23 protein-coding genes and 1 other RNA gene are annotated in these 22,550 nt (G+C 65.7%); 16 read left to right on the forward strand and 8 right to left on the reverse strand.

Annotated features, from left to right (window positions below):
* Window positions 1-205 precede the first annotated feature (205 nt).
* From argB to dapE, 6 genes are all read left to right on the forward strand, one after another.
* A complete protein-coding gene (gene argB / locus RAD15_RS42020) occupies window positions 206-1,093 on the forward strand; it encodes an acetylglutamate kinase (protein ID WP_247524440.1) in 888 nt (295 codons plus the stop codon).
* A gap of 158 nt (window positions 1,094-1,251) precedes the next feature.
* On the forward strand, window positions 1,252-2,238 hold the full coding sequence (locus RAD15_RS42025) for a DUF1036 domain-containing protein (protein WP_458184590.1): 987 nt from the start codon (window positions 1,252-1,254) through the stop codon (window positions 2,236-2,238).
* A gap of 192 nt (window positions 2,239-2,430) precedes the next feature.
* A complete protein-coding gene (locus tag RAD15_RS42030; protein ID WP_458184564.1) occupies window positions 2,431-3,120 on the forward strand; it encodes a pyrimidine 5'-nucleotidase in 690 nt (229 codons plus the stop codon).
* A 206-nt stretch (window positions 3,121-3,326) separates the two neighbouring features.
* The gene (gene dapD / locus RAD15_RS42035) at window positions 3,327-4,172 is read left to right on the forward strand and encodes a 2,3,4,5-tetrahydropyridine-2,6-dicarboxylate N-succinyltransferase (protein ID WP_458184565.1); all 846 of its coding nucleotides are present in this window, start codon (window positions 3,327-3,329) and stop codon (window positions 4,170-4,172) included.
* A 141-nt stretch (window positions 4,173-4,313) separates the two neighbouring features.
* Complete coding sequence (locus tag RAD15_RS42040) at window positions 4,314-4,967, forward strand: DUF805 domain-containing protein (protein ID WP_458184566.1); 654 nt, start codon at window positions 4,314-4,316, stop codon at window positions 4,965-4,967.
* Window positions 4,964-6,130, forward strand: coding sequence for a succinyl-diaminopimelate desuccinylase (gene dapE / locus RAD15_RS42045; protein ID WP_458184567.1), 1,167 nt, complete (start codon window positions 4,964-4,966; stop codon window positions 6,128-6,130). The genes RAD15_RS42040 and dapE overlap by 4 nt, the downstream gene beginning before the upstream one ends.
* Before the next feature lie 186 nt (window positions 6,131-6,316).
* On the opposite strand, the gene truA is transcribed toward dapE, so the two are convergent.
* The 3 genes from truA to def form a co-directional block, all read right to left on the reverse strand.
* A complete protein-coding gene (gene truA / locus RAD15_RS42050; RefSeq protein ID WP_458184568.1) occupies window positions 6,317-7,054 on the reverse strand; it encodes a tRNA pseudouridine(38-40) synthase TruA in 738 nt (245 codons plus the stop codon).
* A gap of 119 nt (window positions 7,055-7,173) precedes the next feature.
* On the reverse strand, window positions 7,174-8,109 hold the full coding sequence (fmt, locus tag RAD15_RS42055) for a methionyl-tRNA formyltransferase (protein ID WP_458184569.1): 936 nt from the start codon (window positions 8,107-8,109) through the stop codon (window positions 7,174-7,176).
* Window positions 8,110-8,310: 201 nt separating this feature from the next.
* Window positions 8,311-8,835, reverse strand: a complete 525-nt coding sequence (gene def / locus RAD15_RS42060; RefSeq protein ID WP_458184570.1) for a peptide deformylase — start codon at window positions 8,833-8,835, stop codon at window positions 8,311-8,313.
* A 171-nt stretch (window positions 8,836-9,006) separates the two neighbouring features.
* Between def and RAD15_RS42065 the strand changes: the two genes are divergently transcribed.
* Both RAD15_RS42065 and RAD15_RS42070 read left to right on the forward strand, forming a co-directional pair.
* Entirely contained in the window at window positions 9,007-10,206 is a 1,200-nt protein-coding gene (locus tag RAD15_RS42065; RefSeq protein ID WP_458184571.1) for a DNA recombination protein RmuC, read from the forward strand.
* A 191-nt stretch (window positions 10,207-10,397) separates the two neighbouring features.
* Window positions 10,398-11,765 (forward strand): AmpG family muropeptide MFS transporter, encoded by a 1,368-nt coding sequence (locus RAD15_RS42070; protein ID WP_458184572.1) that lies wholly within the window; start codon window positions 10,398-10,400, stop codon window positions 11,763-11,765.
* 124 nt (window positions 11,766-11,889) lie between these two features.
* Here the strand turns inward: RAD15_RS42070 and RAD15_RS42075 are convergent, their stop codons facing one another.
* The 5 genes from RAD15_RS42075 to ffs form a co-directional block, all read right to left on the reverse strand.
* Window positions 11,890-12,327, reverse strand: a complete 438-nt coding sequence (locus RAD15_RS42075; RefSeq protein WP_458184573.1) for a hypothetical protein — start codon at window positions 12,325-12,327, stop codon at window positions 11,890-11,892.
* 30 nt (window positions 12,328-12,357) lie between these two features.
* Window positions 12,358-12,960, reverse strand: coding sequence for a recombination mediator RecR (gene recR, locus RAD15_RS42080; protein ID WP_458184574.1), 603 nt, complete (start codon window positions 12,958-12,960; stop codon window positions 12,358-12,360).
* 1 nt (window position 12,961) lies between these two features.
* Complete coding sequence (locus tag RAD15_RS42085; protein ID WP_458184575.1) at window positions 12,962-13,282, reverse strand: YbaB/EbfC family nucleoid-associated protein; 321 nt, start codon at window positions 13,280-13,282, stop codon at window positions 12,962-12,964.
* A gap of 23 nt (window positions 13,283-13,305) precedes the next feature.
* Window positions 13,306-15,165: a DNA polymerase III subunit gamma/tau gene (locus RAD15_RS42090; RefSeq protein WP_458184576.1), complete on the reverse strand. Its 1,860-nt coding sequence runs from the start codon at window positions 15,163-15,165 to the stop codon at window positions 13,306-13,308.
* Between the two features lie 94 nt (window positions 15,166-15,259).
* Window positions 15,260-15,356: signal recognition particle sRNA small type (gene ffs / locus RAD15_RS42095), an RNA gene on the reverse strand.
* A gap of 184 nt (window positions 15,357-15,540) precedes the next feature.
* Here ffs and RAD15_RS42100 point away from each other — a divergent pair.
* The 8 genes from RAD15_RS42100 (at window position 15,541) to RAD15_RS42135 (ending at window position 22,475) form a co-directional block, all read left to right on the forward strand.
* Window positions 15,541-16,389 (forward strand): transporter substrate-binding domain-containing protein, encoded by an 849-nt coding sequence (locus RAD15_RS42100; RefSeq protein ID WP_458184577.1) that lies wholly within the window; start codon window positions 15,541-15,543, stop codon window positions 16,387-16,389.
* A gap of 126 nt (window positions 16,390-16,515) precedes the next feature.
* Window positions 16,516-17,178, forward strand: a complete 663-nt coding sequence (locus RAD15_RS42105) for an amino acid ABC transporter permease (RefSeq protein ID WP_458184578.1) — start codon at window positions 16,516-16,518, stop codon at window positions 17,176-17,178.
* Window positions 17,175-17,969: an amino acid ABC transporter ATP-binding protein gene (locus RAD15_RS42110; protein ID WP_458184579.1), complete on the forward strand. Its 795-nt coding sequence runs from the start codon at window positions 17,175-17,177 to the stop codon at window positions 17,967-17,969. Before RAD15_RS42105 ends, RAD15_RS42110 begins: the two co-directional genes overlap by 4 nt.
* On the forward strand, window positions 17,969-18,724 hold the full coding sequence (locus RAD15_RS42115) for an SDR family NAD(P)-dependent oxidoreductase (protein WP_458184580.1): 756 nt from the start codon (window positions 17,969-17,971) through the stop codon (window positions 18,722-18,724). The genes RAD15_RS42110 and RAD15_RS42115 overlap by 1 nt, the downstream gene beginning before the upstream one ends.
* Window positions 18,721-19,848, forward strand: coding sequence for a muconate cycloisomerase family protein (locus RAD15_RS42120; protein ID WP_458184581.1), 1,128 nt, complete (start codon window positions 18,721-18,723; stop codon window positions 19,846-19,848). The genes RAD15_RS42115 and RAD15_RS42120 overlap by 4 nt, the downstream gene beginning before the upstream one ends.
* 320 nt (window positions 19,849-20,168) lie before the next feature.
* Entirely contained in the window at window positions 20,169-20,588 is a 420-nt protein-coding gene (locus tag RAD15_RS42125) for an HIT domain-containing protein (protein ID WP_458184582.1), read from the forward strand.
* 11 nt (window positions 20,589-20,599) lie between these two features.
* Window positions 20,600-21,544, forward strand: coding sequence for an NAD(+) diphosphatase (nudC, locus tag RAD15_RS42130; protein ID WP_458184583.1), 945 nt, complete (start codon window positions 20,600-20,602; stop codon window positions 21,542-21,544).
* 13 nt (window positions 21,545-21,557) lie between these two features.
* Window positions 21,558-22,475 (forward strand): sugar kinase, encoded by a 918-nt coding sequence (locus tag RAD15_RS42135; protein WP_458184584.1) that lies wholly within the window; start codon window positions 21,558-21,560, stop codon window positions 22,473-22,475.
* Window positions 22,476-22,550 lie beyond the last annotated feature (75 nt).

Consider the following 22,550-nt stretch of genomic DNA (forward strand, 5'->3'; position numbering starts at 1 on the left):
CCCTTCGGCATCAGCGCTTCCACAAAGCTCGGCTGTCCTGTCCGCTTCACCGCCATCGTCATTCCCCCAAGGCTTTGCCCTAGGGAATCACAACTGGCGGATTACGCAACAGGCCCCTTGTGGGAGAAGGGAAGAACATCACTTTGCGCCCCGCCCGCCAATCGGATAGAACGCGCACCGACCGACCCGCCAGCGAGACCGTGACATGACCGACATCTCCCCGCTCGACCAGGCCCGCATCCTGTCCGAAGCGCTGCCGCACATGCAGCAGTATGACGAGGAAACCATCGTCATCAAATATGGCGGCCATGCCATGGGCGACGAGGAGACCGCGAAGAACTTCGCGCGCGACATCGTGCTGCTGGAGCAGACCGCGATCAATCCGGTGGTGGTGCATGGCGGCGGACCGCAGATCGCGACCATGCTCAAGCGCCTCGGCATCGTCTCGGAATTCGCAGCCGGCCTGCGCATCACCGATGCCGCGACCATCGAGATCGTCGAGATGGTGCTCGCCGGCTCGGTCAACAAGCAGATCGTCGGCTACATCAACGAAGCCGGCGGCAAGGCCGTGGGTCTCTCCGGCAAGGACGGCAACATGGTGAAGGCGTCGAAGACGACGCGCACCATCATCGATCCGGGCTCGAACATCGAGAAGGCAATCGATCTCGGCTTCGTCGGCGACCCCGAGAAGGTCGACCTCACGCTGCTCAACCAGCTGATCGGCTACGAGCTGATCCCGGTGCTGGCGCCGCTCGCGACCTCCAGGGACGGCCAGACGCTGAACGTCAACGCCGACACCTTCGCAGGGGCCGTTGCCGGCGCCCTGAAGGCCAAGCGCCTCTTGCTGCTCACCGACGTGCCCGGTGTGCTCGACAAGTCGAAGAAGCTGATCCCGCAGCTCTCGGTGAAGGACGCGCGCAAGCTGATCGCCGACGGCACCATCTCCGGCGGCATGATCCCGAAGGTCGAGACCTGCATCTACGCGCTCGAACAGGGCGTCGAAGGCGTCGTCATCATCGACGGCAAGATGCAGCACGCCGTGCTGCTCGAGCTCTTCACCAACCAGGGCACGGGCACGCTGATCCACAAGTGAGGCAAGAGGCGCCACCCACGAAAGCCGTCATGGCCGGGCTTGTCCCGGCCATCCACGATCTTTCGTCCCGCGCCAAGAACGTGGATGCCCGGCACAAGGCCGGGCATGACGGGGGGAGGTCGAGACCACGACGCCGCTCCGTCCTCACCCGTTTCCTGATGACGCTGCCGGCCGCCGCCGTCTCGTTCGTCGTCTCCTCCGCGCCTGCTTTCGCCGACCTGAAGATCTGCAACCGCATGTCCTATGTCGTGGAGGCCGCGATCGGCATCGACGACAAGGCGGCGACCGCGACGCGCGGCTGGTTCAGGATCGATCCCGCCACCTGCCGCGTGGTGGTGCAGGGCACGCTGACCGCCGACCGCATCCTGCTCAACGCCCGCGCGCTCGGCGTCTATGGCGCGTCCCCGATCCCGCAGAACGGCAGCGACATGCTGTGCGTGGCGCAGGACAATTTCGTCATCGCGGCGGCGCGGCAATGCCGCAGCGGTCAGACCCAGGCCGCCTTTACCCAGATCACGCCGACGCAAGGCGCCGACGGCAATTTCGTCGCCTATCTCGCCGAGGATTCCGAATATGACGACGAGCAGGCCCGCCTTGCCGGCATCCAGCGGCTGCTGGTGATCGCCGGCTATGACATCGGCGCCATCGACGGCGTCGACGGACCGAAGACGCAAGGCGCGCTGGCGGCGTTCCTGAAGAGCCGCGGGCTGTCCTCCGACGTCGTCTCCTCGCCGAACTTGTTCAAGACCATGGTCGATGCCGCGCAGGCGCCGTCCACGAGCGGCCTGACCTGGTGCAACGACACGCCGCACAAGGTGATGGCGGCGGTCGCCACCGACGACGGCAAGGCGGTGACGAGCCGCGGCTGGTATCGGATCGATCCCAAGACGTGCCTGCATCCCGACGTGACCGGCCAGCCGAAACAGATCTTCAGCTTCGCGGAAGCCATCGACGCCGACAATCGAATCATCAAGCTGAAGGACAAGCCGCTGAACTGGGGCGGCGACCGGCAGCTCTGCACGCGCGAGACCAAGTTCGAGACCGTTGAGCAGACCGATTGCGGCGCGCGCGGTTTTGTGGCGACGGGGTTTGGTGCGGTGGATATGAGCAGCGGCGGCAAGACGCTGCGCTTTGCGCTGCCGTGATGTGAGATGATGTTGCCGCACACTCGGTCGTCGTCCTGGCGAAAGCCAGGACCCATTACCCCAGGATTGGGTTTGGCGAAGAACGATGACCGGAGTGCCCCAGAGATCGGTCACGACGTATGGGTCCTGGCTTTCGCCAGGACGACGATTGAGGGCGGGGCCGCAGCCATGCTCAACAGATAGAGATTTGAAATGACCACTCCCCGCGCCTTCACCCATGTCGACACCTGGGTGTTCGACCTCGACAACACGCTGTATCCGCATCACGTCAATCTGTGGCAGCAGGTCGATGTGCGGATCACCGAGTTCGTGTCCAGCTGGCTGAACGTGACGCCGGTGGAAGCGCGGAAGCTGCAGAAGGACTATTATTTGCGCTTCGGCACCACCATGCGCGGCATGATGACCCTGCATGGCGTCCGCGCCGACGATTACCTCGCCTATGTCCACAAGATCGACCACTCGCCGCTGGAGCCGAACCCGCAGCTTGGCGAGGCCATCGCAAAATTGCCGGGACGAAAACTGATCCTGACCAACGGCTCGGTCGACCATGTCGACGCGGTGCTGGCGCGGCTCGGCCTCGTCGGCCATTTCGACGGCGTGTTCGACATCATCGCCGCCGGGTTCGAGCCGAAGCCCGCGCCGCAGACGTATCGGAAATTCCTCGCCGACCATGCGGTCGATCCGACCCGCGCCGCGATGTTCGAGGACCTCGCCCGCAACCTCACCGTCCCGCACCAGCTCGGCATGACCACCGTGCTGGTGGTGCCCGACGGGACCAAGGAGGTGGTGCGCGAGGATTGGGAACTGGAGGGCCGGGACGCCGCCCATGTCGACCACGTCACGGATGATCTGACGGGGTTTTTGGGCGGGTTGTCGCGGTGAGCCCGTAGCCCCAACGAGGGGTCATACCCCGCGAAGGCGGTGTATCCAGTAATCACCGCCATCTCGATTTATCACGACTGCCGCGGCGTACTGGATCACCCGCTTTCGCGGGTGATGACAGCGAGGCCAGCCTTGACTCCGTCCCTCCAAATCCCGAAAAAGCGCCCCAATGCCATCAAAATCCCTGCTTCGAAGAGGAAATCCCGATGTCCCTGTCCGCCCTCGAATCCACCATCAACAGCGCCTTTGACGCGCGCGACGGCATCTCGACCGCGACCAAGGGCGAAGTGCGCGAGGCCGTGGACCAGGCGCTGGAGATTCTGGACAAGGGCGAGGCGCGCGTTGCCGAGCGCGGCACTGATGGCAAGTGGAAGGTCAATCAGTGGCTGAAGAAGGCCGTGCTGCTCTCCTTCCGCCTCAACGACATGGGCGTCATCCCCGGCGGTTCCGGCAAGGCGACCTGGTGGGACAAGGTGCCCTCGAAGTTCGAAGGCTGGGGCGAGAACCGTTTTCGCGACGCCGGTTTTCGTGCGGTGCCGGGCTCGGTCGTCCGCCGCTCGGCCTTCATCGCCAAGAACGTCGTGCTGATGCCGTCCTTCGTCAATCTCGGTGCTTACGTCGATGAGAGCACCATGGTCGACACCTGGGCCACCGTCGGCTCCTGCGCGCAGATCGGCAAGCGCGTGCACATCTCCGGCGGCGCCGGAATCGGCGGCGTGCTCGAGCCGCTGCAGGCCGAGCCCGTGATCGTCGAGGACGATTGCTTCATCGGCGCGCGCTCCGAGGTCGCCGAAGGCGTGATCGTGCGCAAGGGCGCGGTGCTGGCGATGGGCGTGTTCCTGGGCGCCTCGACCAAGATCGTCGACCGCGAGACCGGCGAGGTTTTCATCGGCGAAGTGCCGGAATATTCCGTCGTGGTGCCCGGCGCGTTGCCCGGCAAGCCCATGAAGAACGGCCAGATCGGCCCGAGCACCGCCTGCGCGGTCATCGTCAAGCGCGTCGACGAGCGCACGCGGTCCAAGACGAGCATCAACGAGCTGCTGCGGGATTAATCGGCGCACACTGCCTCTCCATCGTCGTCCCGGCCTAGTGCGCAATTGCGCACTATGGGACGACACCGAGGGCCCATCGAACCCTCCTTCCCTCCATCGCGACCAATCTTCGGGCGGCTCCTCCCGCCCGGAGCCCTTGGCATGGACTGGACCTGGTACCTCTTCCGCTTCGACGGCCGCATCAACCGCGCTCTGCTGTGGCAGGCGCTGCTGATCGTCGCACTGCTGGCGGGCTTGCTGGAGATCGCAGGTCAAGTCATCGGGATCGTCGCAGGGACGAGGTCCACCCTGAAGCTCGGCATCGAGATCGATTTCGACTTCGGTCTCGACGACCTCTTCAAGCTGGTCGATCCCCGCGCCTCCCACGCGCTGGCATCCGCCGATCTCGCGGCCGCGATCCTCAGGGCATGCGGCATGGCGCTGTTCTTCTGGATCTATCTCGCGACGGCGATCAAGCGGCTGCACGATCGCGACAGGAGCGGCTGGTGGATCGTTCCGTTCTTCTTCATGCCCGGCCTGTTCAGCCAGTTCGCCGACCTGCTGCCCAAATCAAGCTGGATATTTTCGTTCAACCTGGCCGCCTCGCTGCTGTGGCTGTGGGGCCTCGTCGAAATGTTCTGCCGGCCCGGCACCTCGGGCCACAACCGGTTCGGCCCCGATCCGCTCGCCGAGGTCGAGGACGGCTCGGCATCGGCCTCGGGCCCAGCGAAGAGCTGGGACCAGAGCCGCGAGATCGAAATTGTCCCGCCCAGTGCTAGCCCACCCGGCGGCATGCATGTTAAGCGGGGCTCATGACCGATGCCCTCTCCATTGCCCGCGATCTCATCCGCTGCCCCTCGGTAACTCCGGCCGACGCCGGTGCACTCGGGGTGCTTGAACAGGCCCTCAACGCAGCAGGCTTCACCTGCCACCGCGTGACGTTTTCCGAGCCCGGCACGGCCGACGTCGAGAATCTCTATGCGCGGATCGGCAGCGAAGGCCCGCACATCACCTTCGCCGGCCATACCGACGTGGTGCCGCCCGGCGACGAGAGCGCCTGGAGCGTTGGCGCATTCTCCGGCGAAGTGAAGGACGGCTTTCTGCACGGCCGCGGCGCGGTCGACATGAAGGGCGGCATCGCCTGCTCGGTCGCCGCGGTGCTGGAGCATCTCGCCGCGAACGGCGGCAGGCCGCGCGCGGATGGAAAGGGCTCGATCTCGTTCCTGATCACCGGTGACGAGGAAGACGTCTCGATCAACGGCACGATCAAGCTGTTGAAGTGGGCCGCCGAGCGCGGCGAAAAATTCGACCATTGCGTGCTCGGCGAGCCCTCCAATGTCGAGACGCTCGGCGACACCATCAAGGTCGGCCGCCGCGGCTCGCAATCCGGGACGCTCTATGTCGACGGCGTGCAGGGCCACGTCGCCTATCCGCATCGTGCGGCGAATCCGGTGCCTGATATTTCGCGGCTGATCGTCGCGATCTCCGACGAGCCGCTCGATCATGGCAGCGCGCAATTCCAGGCCTCTAATCTCGAATTCACCTCGGTCGACGTCGGCAACAAGGCCAACAACGTCATCCCCGGCGAGGCGCGCGCCAAGTTCAACATCCGCTACAACGACAACCACACCCAGGCGAGCCTGCGCGAGCTGGTCGAGACGCGCCTCGCAAAGGCCTGCGGCAACCGCATCAAGGCCCGCATCGTCTGGGAGCCCTCGAACTCCAACGTGTTCGTGACCAAGCCCGGCCCGTTCACCGATCTCGCGGTCTCCGCGATCGAGGAGGTGACGGGGCGCAAGCCGGAGCTGTCGACCTCAGGCGGCACCTCGGACGCGCGTTTCATCTCGAGCTATTGCCCGGTGATCGAGTTCGGCCTGGTCGGCCAGACCATGCACCAGGTCGACGAGCGCGTGCCGGTGGTGGACCTGCAGAAGCTGACGCAGGTGTATCGCGGGATACTGACGCGGTATTTTGGGTAGGGCGCGCGGCGGCCACAAACACCGCTGTCATCGTCCGCCTTCGCGCTTGCGCACTGGGGCGGACGATGCAGTATTCCACCAGCGCCGGTGATTGATCCGAGAAGCCGCGGCGTACTGGATGCCCCGCCTTCGCGGGGCATGACACCGACGGTGGGCTGAGAGCGCTCGATTTCTGCGCTCGCCCCCTCAATAATCCACCTTCATCAGATACAGCCCCTCCGGCGGCGCGACGATGCCGCAGGCCGCGCGGTTGCGCGCCGCGAGCGCCGCGGACAGATCGTCCGCGGTCCAGCGGCCTTCGCCGACCCAGACCAGCGAGCCCACCATCGAGCGGACCTGGCTGTGCAGGAACGAGCGCGCCGAGGTGAGGATCGTGATCTCGCGGCCACAGCGCTCTACGTCGAGCTGGTCGAGCGTCTTCTCCGGCGACTTGGCCTGGCACTCGGTGTCGCGAAAGGTCGTGAAATCGTGCTTGCCGAGCAGGCGTTGCGCCGCCGCATGCATCGCATCGGCGTCGAGCTTGCGCGGCACGCGCCAGGCGTGGCCGACGTCGAGCGCGAGATTGGCGCGGGTGTTGATCACGCGGTAGCGATAGTGGCGTTTGACGGCCGAGAAGCGTGCTTCGAAGGTATCCGGGACGATCTCCGCCTCCAGCACCGCGATCGGATGCGGGCGCAGATGGGCGTTGAGGCCGTCGCGAAAGCGGCCCGGCGGAAACTGCTTCTCGATATCGACATGCGCGACCTGGCCGCGCGCGTGCACGCCGGCATCGGTGCGGCCGGCGCCGTGCACGCGCAAATCCGCGCCGGTCATCGCCTTAACGGCCGCTTCCAGCGCGCCCTGCACCGAGGGCAGCGTGTCCTGCACCTGCCAGCCGAAGAACGGCGCGCCGTCATATTCGATGGTGAGCTTGTAGCGGGGCATCGCAATCCGGGTGGTGTCATCGCCCGGCTTGACCGGGCGATCCAGTACTCCGAGACATCTCTATTCAGCCGAGAAGTCTCGGCGTACTGGATACCCCGCCTTCGCGGGGTATGACAGTGTCAGTTGAAGTGGGCGCCTGCTTTGAGGGGCACACCGCGCAGAAAATCCGCGGCCTGCATCCGGCCCTTGCCCTCGCGCTGAAGCTCGACGATGCGGATCGCGCCCTCGCCGCAGGCGATGGTGAGCTGATCGTCGATCACCTCGCCGGGTGCGCCCGCCCCCTTCGCCAGCTCGCAGCGCAGGATCTTTACGCGCGCATTCTCGGTGACGCCCGCAAGCTCCGCCCATGCGCCGGGGAACGGCGACAGGCCGTGGATGTGGCGCAGCACAGCGCGCGCGGGCCTCGTCCAGTCGATTCGCGCCTCGGCCTTGTCGATCTTGGCGGCATAGGTGACGCCGTCCTCGCTCTGCTTTTTCAGCTGGAGGCCATCGCGGGCGAGCGCGGCCATCGCACGCACCATCAGGTCGGCGCCGAGACGGGAGAGCCGATCGTGCAGGTCGACCGCGGTCATGTTGTCGGTGATCGCCAGACGCTCGGCCATCGCGACGTCGCCGGTATCGAGGCCGACATCCATCTTCATCACCATCACGCCGCTCTCGGCATCGCCTTCCATGATGGCGCGGTTGATGGGCGCGGCGCCGCGCCAGCGCGGCAGCAGCGAAGCGTGCAGATTGTAGCAGCCGAGCTTCGGCGCATCGAGGATCGCCTGCGGCAGGATCATGCCATAGGCAACGACGACGGCCGCATCGGCGTCGAAGGCGCTGAACTCTTCCAGCGCCTCCGGCGTCTTCAATGTCTTCGGCGTCAGCACGGGAATGCCGAGTTTTCGCGCGGCCTCTTCAACCGGCGTCGGCTGCAATTGCAAACCGCGCCGCCCACCGGGCTTCGGCGCGCGGGTATAGACGGCCACGATCTCGTGGCCGTGCGCGACCAGCTCGAGCAGCGTCGGCACGGAGAAATCGGGCGTGCCCATGAAGATGAGGCGGAGGGGCATCAACAGAACTCGCTGCGTTCCCTCCCCCTTGTGGGGGAGGGCTAGGGAGGGGGGTGCCACACGACGCGCTCTCTCGATATGAGCGCGGATTGGGTTCTTCGCCCCGGTTAGACCACCTTCTGGGCTACCCCTCTCCCCCGCCCTCCCCCACAAGGGGGGAGGGCGCGCAGGGAGCGTGCGGCAACGCCAGTCGATTACAACTTATTCCGCGCGCTTGGCGGCTTTCTCGAACTTCTTCATCACGCGGTCGCGCTTGAGCTTCGACAGATAGTCGACGAACAGGACGCCGTTGAGATGGTCGATCTCGTGCTGGATGCAGGTGGCGTAGAGGCCTTCGGCGTCCTCCTCGTGCACCTTGCCGTCGAGATCGGTGTAGCGCACGCGCACCTTCGCGGGACGTTCGACCTCCTCGTAATATTCGGGGATCGACAGGCAGCCTTCCTCGTAGACCGAGAGTTCCTCCGATGAGGCGAGGATCTCGGGGTTGATGAAGACGCGCGGCAACGGCGTGGTCTCGCCGTTCTCGTCGCGCTTGGCGAGGTCCATGGTGATCAGCCGCAGCGGTTGCGCGACCTGGATCGCAGCCAGGCCAATGCCGGGCGCGTCGTACATGGTCTCGAACATGTCGTCGGCAAGCTTGCGGATCTCCGGCGTGACCTTCTCGATCGGCTTGGAGACCAGACGCAGCTGCTTGTCGGGCAGGATGATGATTTCTCTGAGGGCCATGGCCGCGATTTAAGCCCCAGGCCGGATGCGGTCAATCCGGCGAGGAACCCCGTTAACCCTTCGCTAACCATAAAACTTCATCTTTCGTTAACCATAAAAATTAGGGGGCCGTTAACCGTCGGCGTTCCCTCTTCGTTCGCGCATCCTCGCGAATCGGCTAGAAGGACTGCCATGAACGAGATTATTTTCCTGGCTGGCGACTGGCCGGTGCGCACCATCGATGCGCTGATCGGCTTCGGCGTCCTGGTCCTCATCTTGCTGGCGGTGATTGCCGTCGTGGTCGCGCGATCCGGGCGGCACGGCGCGGAACTCGCCATGGCGCACGCGATCCGGGCCGACGAGCTGGAGGAGCGCCTGAGCGAGGTGCTGCGCGCCCAGAGCGAATCCTCAGGGAGGGTCGACGCCATGACCCAGGCGCTGGCCGGCCGCCAGGCCGAGATGGCGCGCGCGGTCAACGAGCGGCTGGATTCGGTGACCCATCGCGTCGGCCAGTCCATGGAACACACGACCCGCAACACCATGGAGAGCCTGCGCGCGCTGCATGAGCGGCTCGGCATCATCGACAGCGCCCACAAGAACCTCACCGACCTCACCACGCAGGTGACGACCTTGCGCGACGTGCTCGCCAACAAGCAGTCGCGTGGCGCCTTCGGCCAGGCGCGGATGGAGGCGATCGTCCAGGATGGCTTGCCGAAGGGGGCTTACGAATTCCAGTTCACGCTCTCGACGGGAAAGCGGCCGGACTGCGTCGTGTTCCTGCCCGACCAGCGCCCGCTCTGCATCGACGCGAAGTTTCCCCTGGAGGCGATGACCGCACTGCACGACGCCCGCACCGACGAGGAGCGGCGCATCGCCACGCAGCGGCTGCGCGGCGACGTGATGAAGCATGTCAGCGACATCGCCGAAAAATATCTCGTCGCCGGCGAAACCCAGGAGATGGCGCTGATGTTCGTGCCGTCGGAATCGGTCTACGCCGAGATCCACGATGGCTTCGACGACGTGATCCAGAAGGCCTATCGCGCCCGTGTCGTGCTGGTGTCGCCCTCGCTGCTGATGCTCGCGATCCAGGTGATGCAGCAGATCATGAAGGACGCGCGCATGCGTGACGCCGCCGACCAGATCCGCACCGAGGTGATCAAGCTCGGCGACGATTTGGGACGCCTGCGCGACCGCGTGCTGAAACTCCAGAAGCATTTTGCCGACGTGAACGAGGACGTCCGCCAGGTGCTGATCTCCGCCGACAAGATCGAGAAGCGCGCGGGGCGAATCGAGGAGCTCGATTTCAGCAAGGCCGATGCGCCCGAAGGCCCGCATCTGGTGGCGTCAGGCACGCCCGAGCTGTTTCCGAGGAAACTGCAGGCGGGAGAGTGAGATCAAGACACACCGTCATGCCCCGCGAAGGCGGGGCATCCAGTATTCCGCGGCGGTTGTGATTCAGCCGGAACGCTGGTGATTACTGGATCGTCCGCCTTCGCGGACGATGACACCGAGAGTGTCGAGGGTTCTCCCGTCTCATCAGCTACCGCAGAGTCTTTTCCCCCAGAATCTGCTAACACCTCCCCATGACAGCCCCCGACGCCACCTCCGGAACTGCCACCACCTCCGACGCTCCCGCCTCCTGGCGCGACAGCCTTGCCGTGTACCTGCAGCCGCGGGTGCTGATCGTGCTGTTCCTCGGCTTCTCCTCGGGACTGCCGCTGGCATTGTCGAGCTCGACGCTGCTGGTGTGGATGCGCGAGGCCGGGGTCGATCTCGGCACCATTGGGCTGTTTGCACTCGTCGGCACGCCCTACACCCTGAAATTTTTGTGGGCGCCGCTGGTGGATGCGCTGCATGTGCCGCTGTTCACGCGCGCGTTTGGACGGCGGCGCGGCTGGCTGCTGTTCTCGCAATTGCTGCTGATCATTGCGATCCTGCTGCTGGCGCTCACCGATCCCGCGCGCTCGCCGTTCTACGTCGCGCTCGGCGCGCTGCTGGTGGCGACGACGTCGTCGACACAGGACATCGTGGTCGATGCCTTCCGCGTCGAGAGCCTGCCGGAGAGCGAGCAGGCCGCCGGCATGGCGTCCTACGTCGCGGCCTATCGCATCGGCATGCTGGTCTCGACCGCGGGCGCACTGTTCATCGTATCCGGCTTCGAGGGCACCGGTCTTGCCCGCACGTCGGCCTGGATGTGGGGCTATGTGGTGATGGCGGCGATGGTGCTGATCGGAACCATCACGGCGCTGGCCGCGACCGAGCCCGAGCAATCGGTGCGGGCGGAAGCCGCGACGCAAGCCGAGAGCGCATTCGCGCGCGTGTTGCACGCCGCGATCGGCGCCTTCTCGGAATTTTTGTCGCGCAGGGATGCGCTCGCCGCTCTCGCCTTCGTCGTGCTGTTCAAGTTCACCGACGCGTTCTCCGGCACCATGACCGCGCCGTTCGTCATCGACCTCGGCTTCTCCCGCAACGACTATGCGGCGATCGTGAAAGGCGTCGGCCTGGCCGCAACGCTGATCGGCGGCTTTGCCGGCGGCTTCGTCGCGCGGCGCTATTCGCTTGCAACCAGTCTGTGGATCGGCGGCGTGGTGCAGGCGCTCGCCAACCTCTCCTTCTCGTGGCTGGCCTTCGTCGGCACGAGCCAATGGGCGCTCGCCTTCGCCATCACTTGTGAGAATTTCACCAGCGCCATCGGCACGGTGATCTTCGTCGCCTATCTCTCGGCGCTGTGCCAGAACCCGCTGCACACGGCGACGCAATACGCGCTGCTCACCGCGCTCGCCGCCGTGGGGCGTACCTATCTCTCATCGGTCGCGGGGTATGTTGCGAAAGCGACCGGCTGGCCGCTGTTCTTCGCGATCTGCGTGCTGGTGGCGATCCCGAGCCTGATACTGCTGACCTGGCTGCAGAAGCGCGGGCACTTTGAGTCGCTGGGGCCGGTGAGGGTGTGATCCTCGGTCCGTAGGGTGGGCAAAGGCGCAACGCGCCGTGCCCACCATCGCGCCAGGAATTCGAGGGAAGGGTGGGCACGCTTCGCTTTGCCCACCCTACGGCAGCTCGCCTTGAGGCGCCCGCCTACTGCTTCTTCACCAGGCTCCACTTCGTGATCACGGCCTCGCTCATCTGGCCGGCATCGCTGGCGCAGGCGACCTCATCGACCTTGACCGAGATCTCCTTGCCGACGAACGATTTCAGCTGCGTCGCCTGGGCGTCGCTGGAGGTGACGAGCTGGAAGGTCTCCGGGCCGGTCTCGAGATTGCACAGCCCATTCGGCGGCGGCAGGCGGCGCGGCTGGGACGTGATCTGGTAGGTCGCGATCCGCTTCCCGGCGTTCTTGACGTCGCGCACTTTCAAGGCGGTCAACTCGCCGGACAGCACCTCGCCGGTGTTGATCGGCTTGCCGGGCTTGGGGGTCGGCGGCGCCCCGTCGTCCTGCTGCGCGGAGATCGCCGGGCTCGCCAGCATCACCATCGTCGCGACCAAAGCCAATCGTGTGGCGAAAAGTTTCGTCATGTCGTCCGTTCCGTGAGGTCTGTAGGATAGCTAGAACAGGGTCCGCTGCCGCATCGCGGCCGATAGCGTACCTTCGTCGAGATAATCAAGCTCGCCACCGACAGGCACACCATGGGCCAGCCGGGTTACTTTTACGTTGGCGTCCTGAAGCAGGTCGGTGATGTAGTGCGCCGTGGTCTGGCCGTCGACGGTGGCGTTCAGCGCCAGGATGATCTCGTGCACCTGCGAATCATGGGCGCGCGCGACCAGCGCGTCGATGGTGAGATCCTGCGGGCCGACGCCGTCGAGCGGCGACAATGTCGCGCCCAGCACATGGTAACGCCCCTGGGTCGCATTGGCGCGCTCCAGCGCCCAGAGATCGGCGACGTCGGCGACGACGACGATGATCGCGGGGTCACGCTTCGGATCGGTGCAGACGGTGCAGGGATTTTGCGTGTCGATGTTGCCGCAGGTCTTGCAGACCTGGACCTTGTCGAGCGCGACCTGCATGGCCGAGGACAGCGGCATCATCAGCGCTTCGCGCTTCTTGATCAGATGCAGCGCCGCGCGCCGCGCCGAGCGCGGGCCAAGGCCCGGCAGCCGCGCGAGAAGCTGCACCAGCCGCTCGATCTCGGGACCCGCAACCGCGCCCATCTTATTGGCCGAACAGCCCCGGCGGCAGGCCGAGCCCGCCGGTCAGCGACTGCATCTTCTCCTGCATCGCCGTCTCCGCCTTGCGGCGGGCATCGCCCATGGCGGTGACCAACAAGTCCTCGAGCACTTCGCGCTCTTCGGGCTTCATCAGTGAGGGGTCGATCTTGACGCCCTTCACGTCCATCTTGGCGGTCATGCGCACGGCGACGAGGCCGCCGCCGGAGATGCCCTCGACCTCCACGTTGGCGAGCTGCTCCTGCATCTCCTGCATCTTGGATTGCAGCTGTGCCGCCTGCTTCATCATGCCGAGAAAATCAGCCATCGGTGTCTGTCCTTAAACCTGGCTCAGAGATCGTCGTCGCCGTCGGAACCGTCGGGCGGATCGTCACTGCCATAGTCGGCGTTAATATTGGATTCCGGCGCCTCGGGGGCAAGCCTGCGGACCTCAACGACCTTCGATCCGGGGAAGCGCGACAGCACCTCCTGCACGCGCGGATCGGCCTCGGCGGTGCGGGCATGTTCCTGCTTGGCCGCCTGGCTCACCGAGCGCAACGTCGGCTGGCCCTGCTCGTTGGAGACGATGACGGTCCAGCGCCGGCCGGTCCACAGCTCGAATTTACGCGCGAGCTCCGTGATGGTGGTCTTGGAGGCGTTGGACTCCAGCGCGATTTCCAGCCGGCCCTCCTCGAACCGAACGAGGCGCATGTCGCCTTCGAGAGCACCCTTGGTCATGAGGTCGCGCTTCTGCCCGGCGAGCGCGACGAGCTGGGTGAAGCTGGTGATGCGCAGCTGGGGGGCCGCCGCTTGCGGATCCGGCGCGGGCGCCACCATCTGCGGACGGGCGCCGCCGCCGAACGCAGTGGGCGAGGATGTCGGCATGCGAACTGGCGCCGCAGAAACCGGCGCTGCGGAGGCCATCGGCGCGGCCGGCACGCTGCGCGCAGCGCCGCCGCCGCCGTTCACGACCGGCGAGCCGCCGCCGTTCTGCTCCAGCATCCTGATCGCCTCGTCCGGCGTCGGCAGGTCGGCGACATAGGCGATGCGCACCAGCACCATCTCGGCGGCCGCGGCGGGGCGCGTTGCGGCCTGCACCTCGGTGATGCCCTTGAGCAGCATCTGCCACATCCGCGACAGCACGCGCATCGAGATCTTCGAGGCGAACTCGCGCGCACGCACCCGCTCGGTCTCGCCATAGGCAACGTTGTCGGCGGTCGCCGGCACGATCTTCACGCGGGTGACGAAGTTGACGAACTCGGCGAGGTCCGAGAGCACGACGATGGGATCGGCGCCGACGTCGTACTGGTCGCGGAATTCCTTGAAGGCGGCCGCGATGTCGCCGCGCGCCAGCGAATCGAAGAGATCGATGACGCGGGTGCGGTCGGCGAGCCCCAGCATCTGCCTGACCGCATCGGCCTTCACGGCGCCGGCCGCATGCGCGATCGCCTGGTCGAGCAGCGACAGAGAGTCGCGCACCGAGCCCTCGGCGGCGCGCGCGATGATGCCGAGCGCCTCGGGCTCGATCTCGACGCTTTCCTTCGCCGCGATGTTGGCGAGGTGCTTCATCAGCACGTCGGCCTCGACGCGGCGCAGGTCAAAACGCTGGCAGCGCGACAGCACGGTGACCGGAACCTTGCGGATCTCGGTGGTCGCGAACACGAACTTGGCGTGCTCCGGCGGTTCCTCCAGCGTCTTCAGGAAGGCGTTGAACGCCGCCGTCGACAGCATGTGGACTTCGTCGATGATGTAGACCTTGTAGCGGGCGCTCGCCGGCGCATAGCGCACGCTGTCATTGATCTGGCGAACGTCGTCGACGCCGGTATGCGAGGCCGCGTCCATCTCCAGCACGTCCATGTGCCGGCTTTCCATGATCGCCTGGCAATGCACGCCGAGGGTCGGCATGTGGATGGTCGGCCCCTTCACCGAGCCGTCCGGCATCTCGTAGTTGAGCGCACGGGCCAGGATACGCGCGGTGGTGGTCTTGCCGACGCCACGGACGCCGGTGAGGATCCAGGCCTGCGGAATACGTCCGGTCTCAAACGCGTTGGAGACGGTGCGGACCACGGCCTCCTGGCCGATCAAATCGTCGAAACTGGAGGGGCGATATTTGCGCGCCAGGACCCGATAGGGCGTGCCCGGCTGGGCACCGAGGGCAAAGCCGGCCTGGCTGGCGCTATCGGAACTCTCGGGGGCGCCAGCGTCGGTCATCAGTCGATCCGCAATGAAATGTCTGTTGGCCGGCTTTTGCGGAAAGGAGCGCGCTGGCGGCAAGCCCGCCGGCGCAATTTGCTCGAAAAAACAGGTAGGAGACTGACGAGCGACCCGATCCGGACCTCGTTAGGGCTGCTTCCTTCCGGACCTGACCCGGTTGGCGAGTGGCTCGTCCACCGCCAATCTCCCGATCCCTATTTGGGGCCAAAAGGACGGGAAAGCAAGCGGGTATCAGCCCGAACCACTTGATCTTGCCCAGCATCCGGGCAATTCCCCGGTCTGCCCAGCCGATAGGCTGTGCTTTCACTGCCAAGGCCAGCTTGGTAAGAACGCTGCCGGAACTCCACCCAACCAGAAAAGCGATTGATCCCAATGGTTACACGTCGTGATGTTGCATCGATTGTCGGCCTTGGCGCGATGACCGCAGCCGCGCTGGCCTCGCCGGCGGTGGCGCAGACGGCGGCCGACCCGAACGAATCGACCTTCGCCCGCATCCGCCGCACCAAGAAGATGCGGATCGGCGCCGTCGGCGGCGGCGCGCCCTATTACATGAAGGACCTCGCCAGCGGCCAGTGGAAGGGCTTTTACATCGACATTGCGAAAGGCCTCGCCGACGACATGGAGGCCGAGCTCGAGATCACCGAAACCACCTGGGGCAATTCGGTGCTCGACCTGCAGTCCAACAAGATCGACATTTTCTTCGGCCTCAACCCGACGCCGAAGCGCGCGCTGGTGGTCGACTTCTCGGTGCCGGTCTTCAACAACGCCTTCGGCATCCTCTGCAAGAAGGACTTCAAGCCGAAGAGCTGGGCCGAGCTGAACTCGCCCGACGTCAAGATCGCCGTCGACCAGGGCTCCTCGCACGACCAGGTCGTCAGCCGCCTGACGCCGAAGGCGCAGATCTCGCGGCTCAAGACCGCCGATGACGCCACCGCCGCGCTGCAGACCGGCCGCGTCGACGCGCAGTGCCTGATCACCATGCTGTCGCTGACCGTGCTGAAGAAGAACCCCTCGCTCGGCCAGTTCGTGCTGCCGACGCCGATCTTCGCGACGACGTCGAATGCCGGCTTCCGCCGCGAGACCGACAAGACCTTCCGCGACTACGTCAACACCTGGATCGACTTCAACAAGGGCCTCGGCTTCATCCGCAACGCGATCATCACCAACATGGAGCTGGTGGGCGTGACCGAGGCGGACATTCCGCCGGGCGTTTCGCTGTAAGTTTCCACTTTCGTCATTCCGGGGCTCGCAAAGCGAGAACCCGGAATCTCGAGGTAGTTCGATGCTTCGCATCGCCCCGGAACGACGATGCCAGCGGCCAAGGCATACGACGAGTAAAACACACGCATGTATCAGTGGGACTTCGGCATCCTCTGGAGCTATCGCTGGCTCTTTCTCAACGGGCTTGGCGTCACCGTCGGCTTCACTGTGATCATCGTGGTGTGCGGATTGCTGTTCGGCCTGCTCGGGGCGTTCGGCACCCTGTCGCGGTTCAAGGCGCTGCGTCTTCTCGCGCTCACCTTCATCGAGGCGTTCCGCTGCACGCCGATCCTGGTGCAGCTGATCTGGTTCTATTACGCGCTGCCGATTCTCGCCGGCGTCGAGATGACGCCGATCACGGCCTCGGCGCTGGCGCTCTCGCTCTATGGCGGCTCGTTCTATTCGGAGATCATCCGCGGCGGCATCATCTCGATCGACCGCGGGCAGTCGGAAGCCGGCGCCGCGCTCGGCATGACGCCGCTCCAGACCATGCGGCGCATCGTGCTGCCGCAGGCGATCAAGCGCATGATCCCGGCGCTGATGAACCAGTCGATCATCCAGTTCAAGAACACCTCGCTGGTCTCGGTGCTGGCAGTGCCGGACCTCGTCTACCAGAGCCAGGTCGCGGCCCATGACAGCTACCGGCCGCTCGAGACCTACACTGCGGTCGCGGTCGCCTATGCGGCGATCCTGATCCCGCTCACCATCCTCGTCCGCCGCGGCGAGAAGCGATTGGCGGTCAGCGAATGAGCGAGACGTCAAAAATCGAAATCCGCGGCCTGCGCAAAAGCTTCGGCAGCAACGAGGTCCTGAAGAACATCAATCTCGACGTCGCCAAGGGCGGCGTGGTGGCGCTGATCGGCCCGTCGGGCTCGGGCAAGTCGACGCTGCTTCGCTGCATCAACCTGCTGGTCGTGCCCGATGGCGGCAGCGTGCGCGTCGGCGACACGCGCTTTGCCTTCGGCGATGGCGCAAGACTTCCTGATGTGAAGACGCTGGCAAGGTTCCGCGCCACCACCGGCATGGTGTTCCAGCATTTCAACCTGTTCCCGCACATGACGACGCTGCAGAACGTGATGGAGGGACCGGTCACGGTGCGGCGCATGGCCAAGGCGGACGCCGAGAAGCTCGCCCGTGCGCAGCTCGCCAAGGTGGGCCTTGCGGAAAAGGCCGACCAGTATCCGGCGACGCTGTCCGGCGGCCAGAAGCAACGCGTCGCGATCGCGCGCGCGCTCGCGATGGAGCCTGATGTCATGCTGTTCGACGAGGCGACCTCGGCGCTCGACCCCGAGCTCGTCGGCGAGGTGCTGAACGTGATCCAGCAACTGGCCTCCGAAGGCATGACGATGGTGATCGTGACCCATGAGATCGCCTTTGCCCGCGAGGTTGCCGACCGTCTCATCTTCATGCGCGACGGCGTCGTGGTCGAGGAAGGTCCAGCGCGACAGGTGATCGACAATCCGCAGGAAGCCGCCACGCGCGCCTTCCTCAGCCATTTCCACCGCACCGGCGCGCTGCCGCCGGCCACCACAGCACAGTGATGCCCGATATCGATCGCGTCTATCTCGTCACCGGCGCTGCCAGCGGCATCGGCCGCGCCACCGCAAAACTGCTCGCGGCGCCCGGCACCGCGCTTCTGCTGCACACGCGCTCCAACGCGGCCGGCCTCGACGCGACCGCGGCGGAGACTCAAGCGCAAGGCGCTGGGGTCGCAAAATGCCTCGGCGATCTTGCCGAGGAAGCAGCCGTCACCGACGCCATCGCGGCCACGCAAACCGCGTTCGGCCGGCTCGACGGATTGATTTTGGTCGGCGGCCATGCCCGCCGCGGCAGCGCGATCGGCACGCCGGCGGATCAATTCCGGCAGGCGATGGACGAATCGGCGCTGGCCTTCACGCGTCTCATTGACGTCGCGCTGCCGCTGCTACGCGCGGGGCGCGATGCGCGGATCGTGGCGGTGTCGTCCTTCGTCGCGCATGCGATCCGGCCCGAGTTTGCGCCGTTCGCGGCGACGGCTGCGAGCCGTTCCGCTCTGGAAGCACTGGTGCGGCTCACCGCGATGGAACTCGCGAAAGACGGCATCACCGTCAACGCGGTTTCGCCCGGTCTCATCGTCAAGGACAAGCCGAGCGAGAGCCGACTGTCGCCCGAGCAGATCGCCGCGACCGAAGCGCTGATCCCGATGGGCCGCCGCGGGCGGCCCGAGGAGGTCGCAGAAATCATCGCCTTCCTGGCGTCGCCGAAGGCGTCCTACGTCACCGGCCAGGTCTGGCACGTCAACGGAGGCCTGACATGACCGAAGCAACCGTCGAACGTCTCAGGCTGTTCCTGATCGAGAGCCCGATCAAGATGGCGCGCCTGCAGGGCGTCGGCAACGTCAAGGGCACGGTGAAGCGTGTGCTGATCGAGCTGACGTCGAGCGACGGCGTGGTCGGTTGGGGTGAGGCGGCGCCATGGGAGGTGTTCACGGGAACGCCGGAGGCCGCATTCTCCGCGCTTGATATCTATCTGCGCCCCATCGTGCTCGGCAAACCGGTGCGCCGCATCCGCGCTCTGATGGCCGAGCTCGACCGCGCGCTGGTCGGCCATGCCGAGGCCAAGGTCGCAATCGAGATGGCGCTGCTCGACATCGTCGGCAAAGCGTCGGGGCTCTCGGTCGCCGACCTGCTCGGCGGCCGCGTGCGCGACACCATCCCGCTGTCGTTCTCAATCGCCGATCCCGATTTCGCCGCCGATCTCGAGCGCATGCGAAAAATGGTTCCGGACGGCAACGTCATCTACAAGGTCAAGACCGGCGTGAAGCCGCATCGCGAGGACCTCGACCACCTCGAAGCGATCCGGAAGGAATTCGGCGACAAGGTCGATTTGCGCGTCGACTACAACCAGGCGCTGGCGCCGTTCGGCGCCATCAAGATCCTGCGCGATGTCGAAGAGTTCGCGCCGACCTTCATCGAGCAGCCGGTGCCGCGAAAATTTCTCGACGTGATGGCGCAGCTCACCGCGGCGCTGGAAACGCCCGTGCTCGCCGACGAAAGCTGCTTCGATCGCCGCGACATGATGGAGGTGGTGCGCCGCGAGGCGGCCGATGCCGTCTCGATCAAGCTGATGAAGGCCGGCGGTCTGTTCGAGGCGCAGGCGATCATGGCGATCGCCGACATCGCCGGCCTGCCCGGCTATGGCGGCACGCTGTGGGAGGGCGGCATTGGCCTAGCCGCGGGCACGCAGCTGATCGCGGCGACACCGGGCATCTCGCTCGGCTGCGAATTCTACATGCCGCACCACGTGCTGACCGAGGACGTGCTGGAGGAGCGCGTCGCCAACCGCGCGGGTCACGTTGTCGTGCCCGATGGGCCCGGCCTCGGCATTCGCGTCAGCGAAGCCTCGATCCGCGCCAATGCGCGGGTGCTGGCGGAGGCGTGAGGCAGCTTAGCCGCCAGCGCCGCCCCAAACTCAGTCGTCGTCCCGGGCAAGCGTCAGCGCAGACCCGGGACCCATAACCACAGGATTGGGTTTGGCGAAGACTCGGAGTTGCCGGCTCGCGAAATAACTACTCCCTGTGGTTATGGGTCCTGGATCAGCGCGCCGCTCTGGACAACGCTACGCGTTGCCAAGAGCTCCGCTTGTCCAGGACGACGACCGCGTATGCAGTGGCGGCGGAGCCCCAACCTTCCCCTCCCCGACTCCGTATCGTATGGTCGGACCCAACCAAGCCCGACCCATCGGGCAAGCCGGAAACGCATATGCCCGAACCCACCTGGTCGCTGCACTCCCGCCTGAAAGAGGACACCATCGACATCGGCGATCTGCCGCTGTCGAAGGTGCTGGTCATCAAGGACGCGCACTATCCCTGGCTGCTGCTGGTGCCGCGGCGTGCTGATGCGGTCGAGATCATCGATCTCGACGAGGTGCAGCAGGCGCAGCTGATGACCGAGATCTCCCGCGTCTCGCGCGCGCTGAAGGAGATCACCAAATGCGACAAGCTCAATGTCGCAGCGCTCGGCAATTTGGTGCCGCAGCTTCACGTCCACGTCATCGCGCGCCGCACCGGCGACGCCGCCTGGCCGCGGCCGGTCTGGGGCGTGATGCCGCCACTGGCGCACGATGCCACCGAAGTGCAGAATTTCATCAGCGCGCTCCGCCGCAAGATCTGGTTGGGTTGAAAGAACAAGAAATGTCAGCATTCAACGCCTTTCCGCTGGGACAGCCGGCCTTCGTCACCAACATCCTCGATCGCGCCGCGCATCTGCGCCGCGACGACGAAAAGCTGTTCGCGATGGAGCAGAAGCCATCCTCGCGCGCCTATGTCGTCTACCGCGACTCGCTGCTGGTGAAGCGCGAGGGCGACAAGGCGCGCGCGCTGCTCTCGATCGACGAGGCGCTGAAATGCGGCGCCAATCCCGGCACGATCTTCCTAGGGTTGCGTGACGGCGCCGCGATGTTCGGCATGGGCCTGTCGCAGGCCGCTGCCGAAAAACTGGTCGGCCGCGAGGACTACACCGTCACCGAATTGCGCGGCATGGCGATGCAGGGCGCGATCCCGCCCGACGAGCTGTCGGCGATCGCGATGGCAAAGTCGATGGTCGGCTGGCACCAGCGCCACGGCTATTGCGCCAATTGCGGCACGCGCAGCGCGATGAAGGAAGGCGGCTGGAAGCGCGAGTGCCCTTCCTGCAAGGCCGAGCATTTTCCGCGGACTGACCCTGTCGTGATCATGCACGTCGCCTCCGGCGACAAATGCCTGCTCGGCCGCCAGAAGCAGTTTCCGCCCGGCATGTATTCGTGCCTTGCCGGCTTCGTCGAGGCCGCCGAGACCATCGAGGACGCGGTGCGCCGCGAGATCCTGGAAGAGTCCGGGATCCGCTGCACCGACGTGCAATATTACATGACCCAGCCGTGGCCCTATCCCTCGTCACTGATGATCGGCTGCAGCGCGCGGGCCGTGAGCGAGGACATCGTCGTCGATCGTTCGGAGCTGGAGGATGCGCGCTGGTTCACGCGCGAGGAGGCGGCCCTGATGCTGACGCGGACGCATCCCGACGGGCTCGCGGGCCCGCATCCCTTCGCCATCGCGCATCATTTACTTGGCCGCTGGGTGCACGACAAGAGCGGCGCCTGAGCTGAGGCCCGCGATGGCCGGGACCGCGCCGCGCATCCTCTGCATCGGCATCCCCGTGCGCGACCTGACCTTTCGGGTCGAGGCCATGCCCGCGCGCGGCAGCAAGGCGAACGCCACGCATCTCGCCGAGATTTGCGGCGGCAACGCGCTCAATGCCGCGATCGCCATCGCACGGCTCGGCGGCCGCGTCTCGTTTGCGGGGCCGATGGGCGATGCGCGGGAGACATCGAGTGGCTTCATCCTCGAACGGATGGCAACTGAAGGCATCGAGACGGCGCATATCGTGCGGATGCCTGATGTGACCACGCCGGTCTCGGCGATCATGATCGAGCCCTCGGGCGAGCGGACGCTCACGATCTATCGCGATCCTGCGTTGTGGACCGTGAAGCTGCCGGACAATGACGCGCTGCTCACCGATTGCCGGGCGCTCCTCGTCGAAAGCCGCTGCGCTTCGTTCTGCGTGGGCCTTTGCACTGAAGCACGCCTGCGCGGCATTCCCGTCATCGTCGGCGTCGATCGTGCGATGTCGTTACAGGACGGCCTGCTCACGGCCGCCTCGCACCTGCTGTTCGCCAGCGACCAGGTGCAGGAGACCGCCGGCATCGCCGATGACGGCGAGGCCTTGAAGCGCCTGGCGAGGCTGACGCCGGCCTTCCTCGCCGCGACCCGCGGTCCGCTCGGCACGATCTGGCTGAACGCGGCGGGCGAGCTCGAGGAGACGCCGGCCTTCGCGGTTCAGGCGGTCGATACGCTGGGCGCCGGCGACGTCTTCCACGGCGCCTTCGCGCTCCGCCTTGCCGAGGGTAAGGGGGTGCCGGAGGCGCTGCGATTCGCCGCGGCCGCCGCAGCACTGAAATGCACCCGCCACGGTGGAGGCATGGCTGCCCCACAACGTGTTGAAGTTGAAGAACTTTTACGGGACAGCCGTTAGAGCAGTTCCACTGTTGCGCCGAGATTATAGGCTTGCGGTGGAAATATTTTCTCTATATCAGGGAAATAAGCCCCT

Source organism: Bradyrhizobium sp. 14AA, assembly GCF_054185205.1.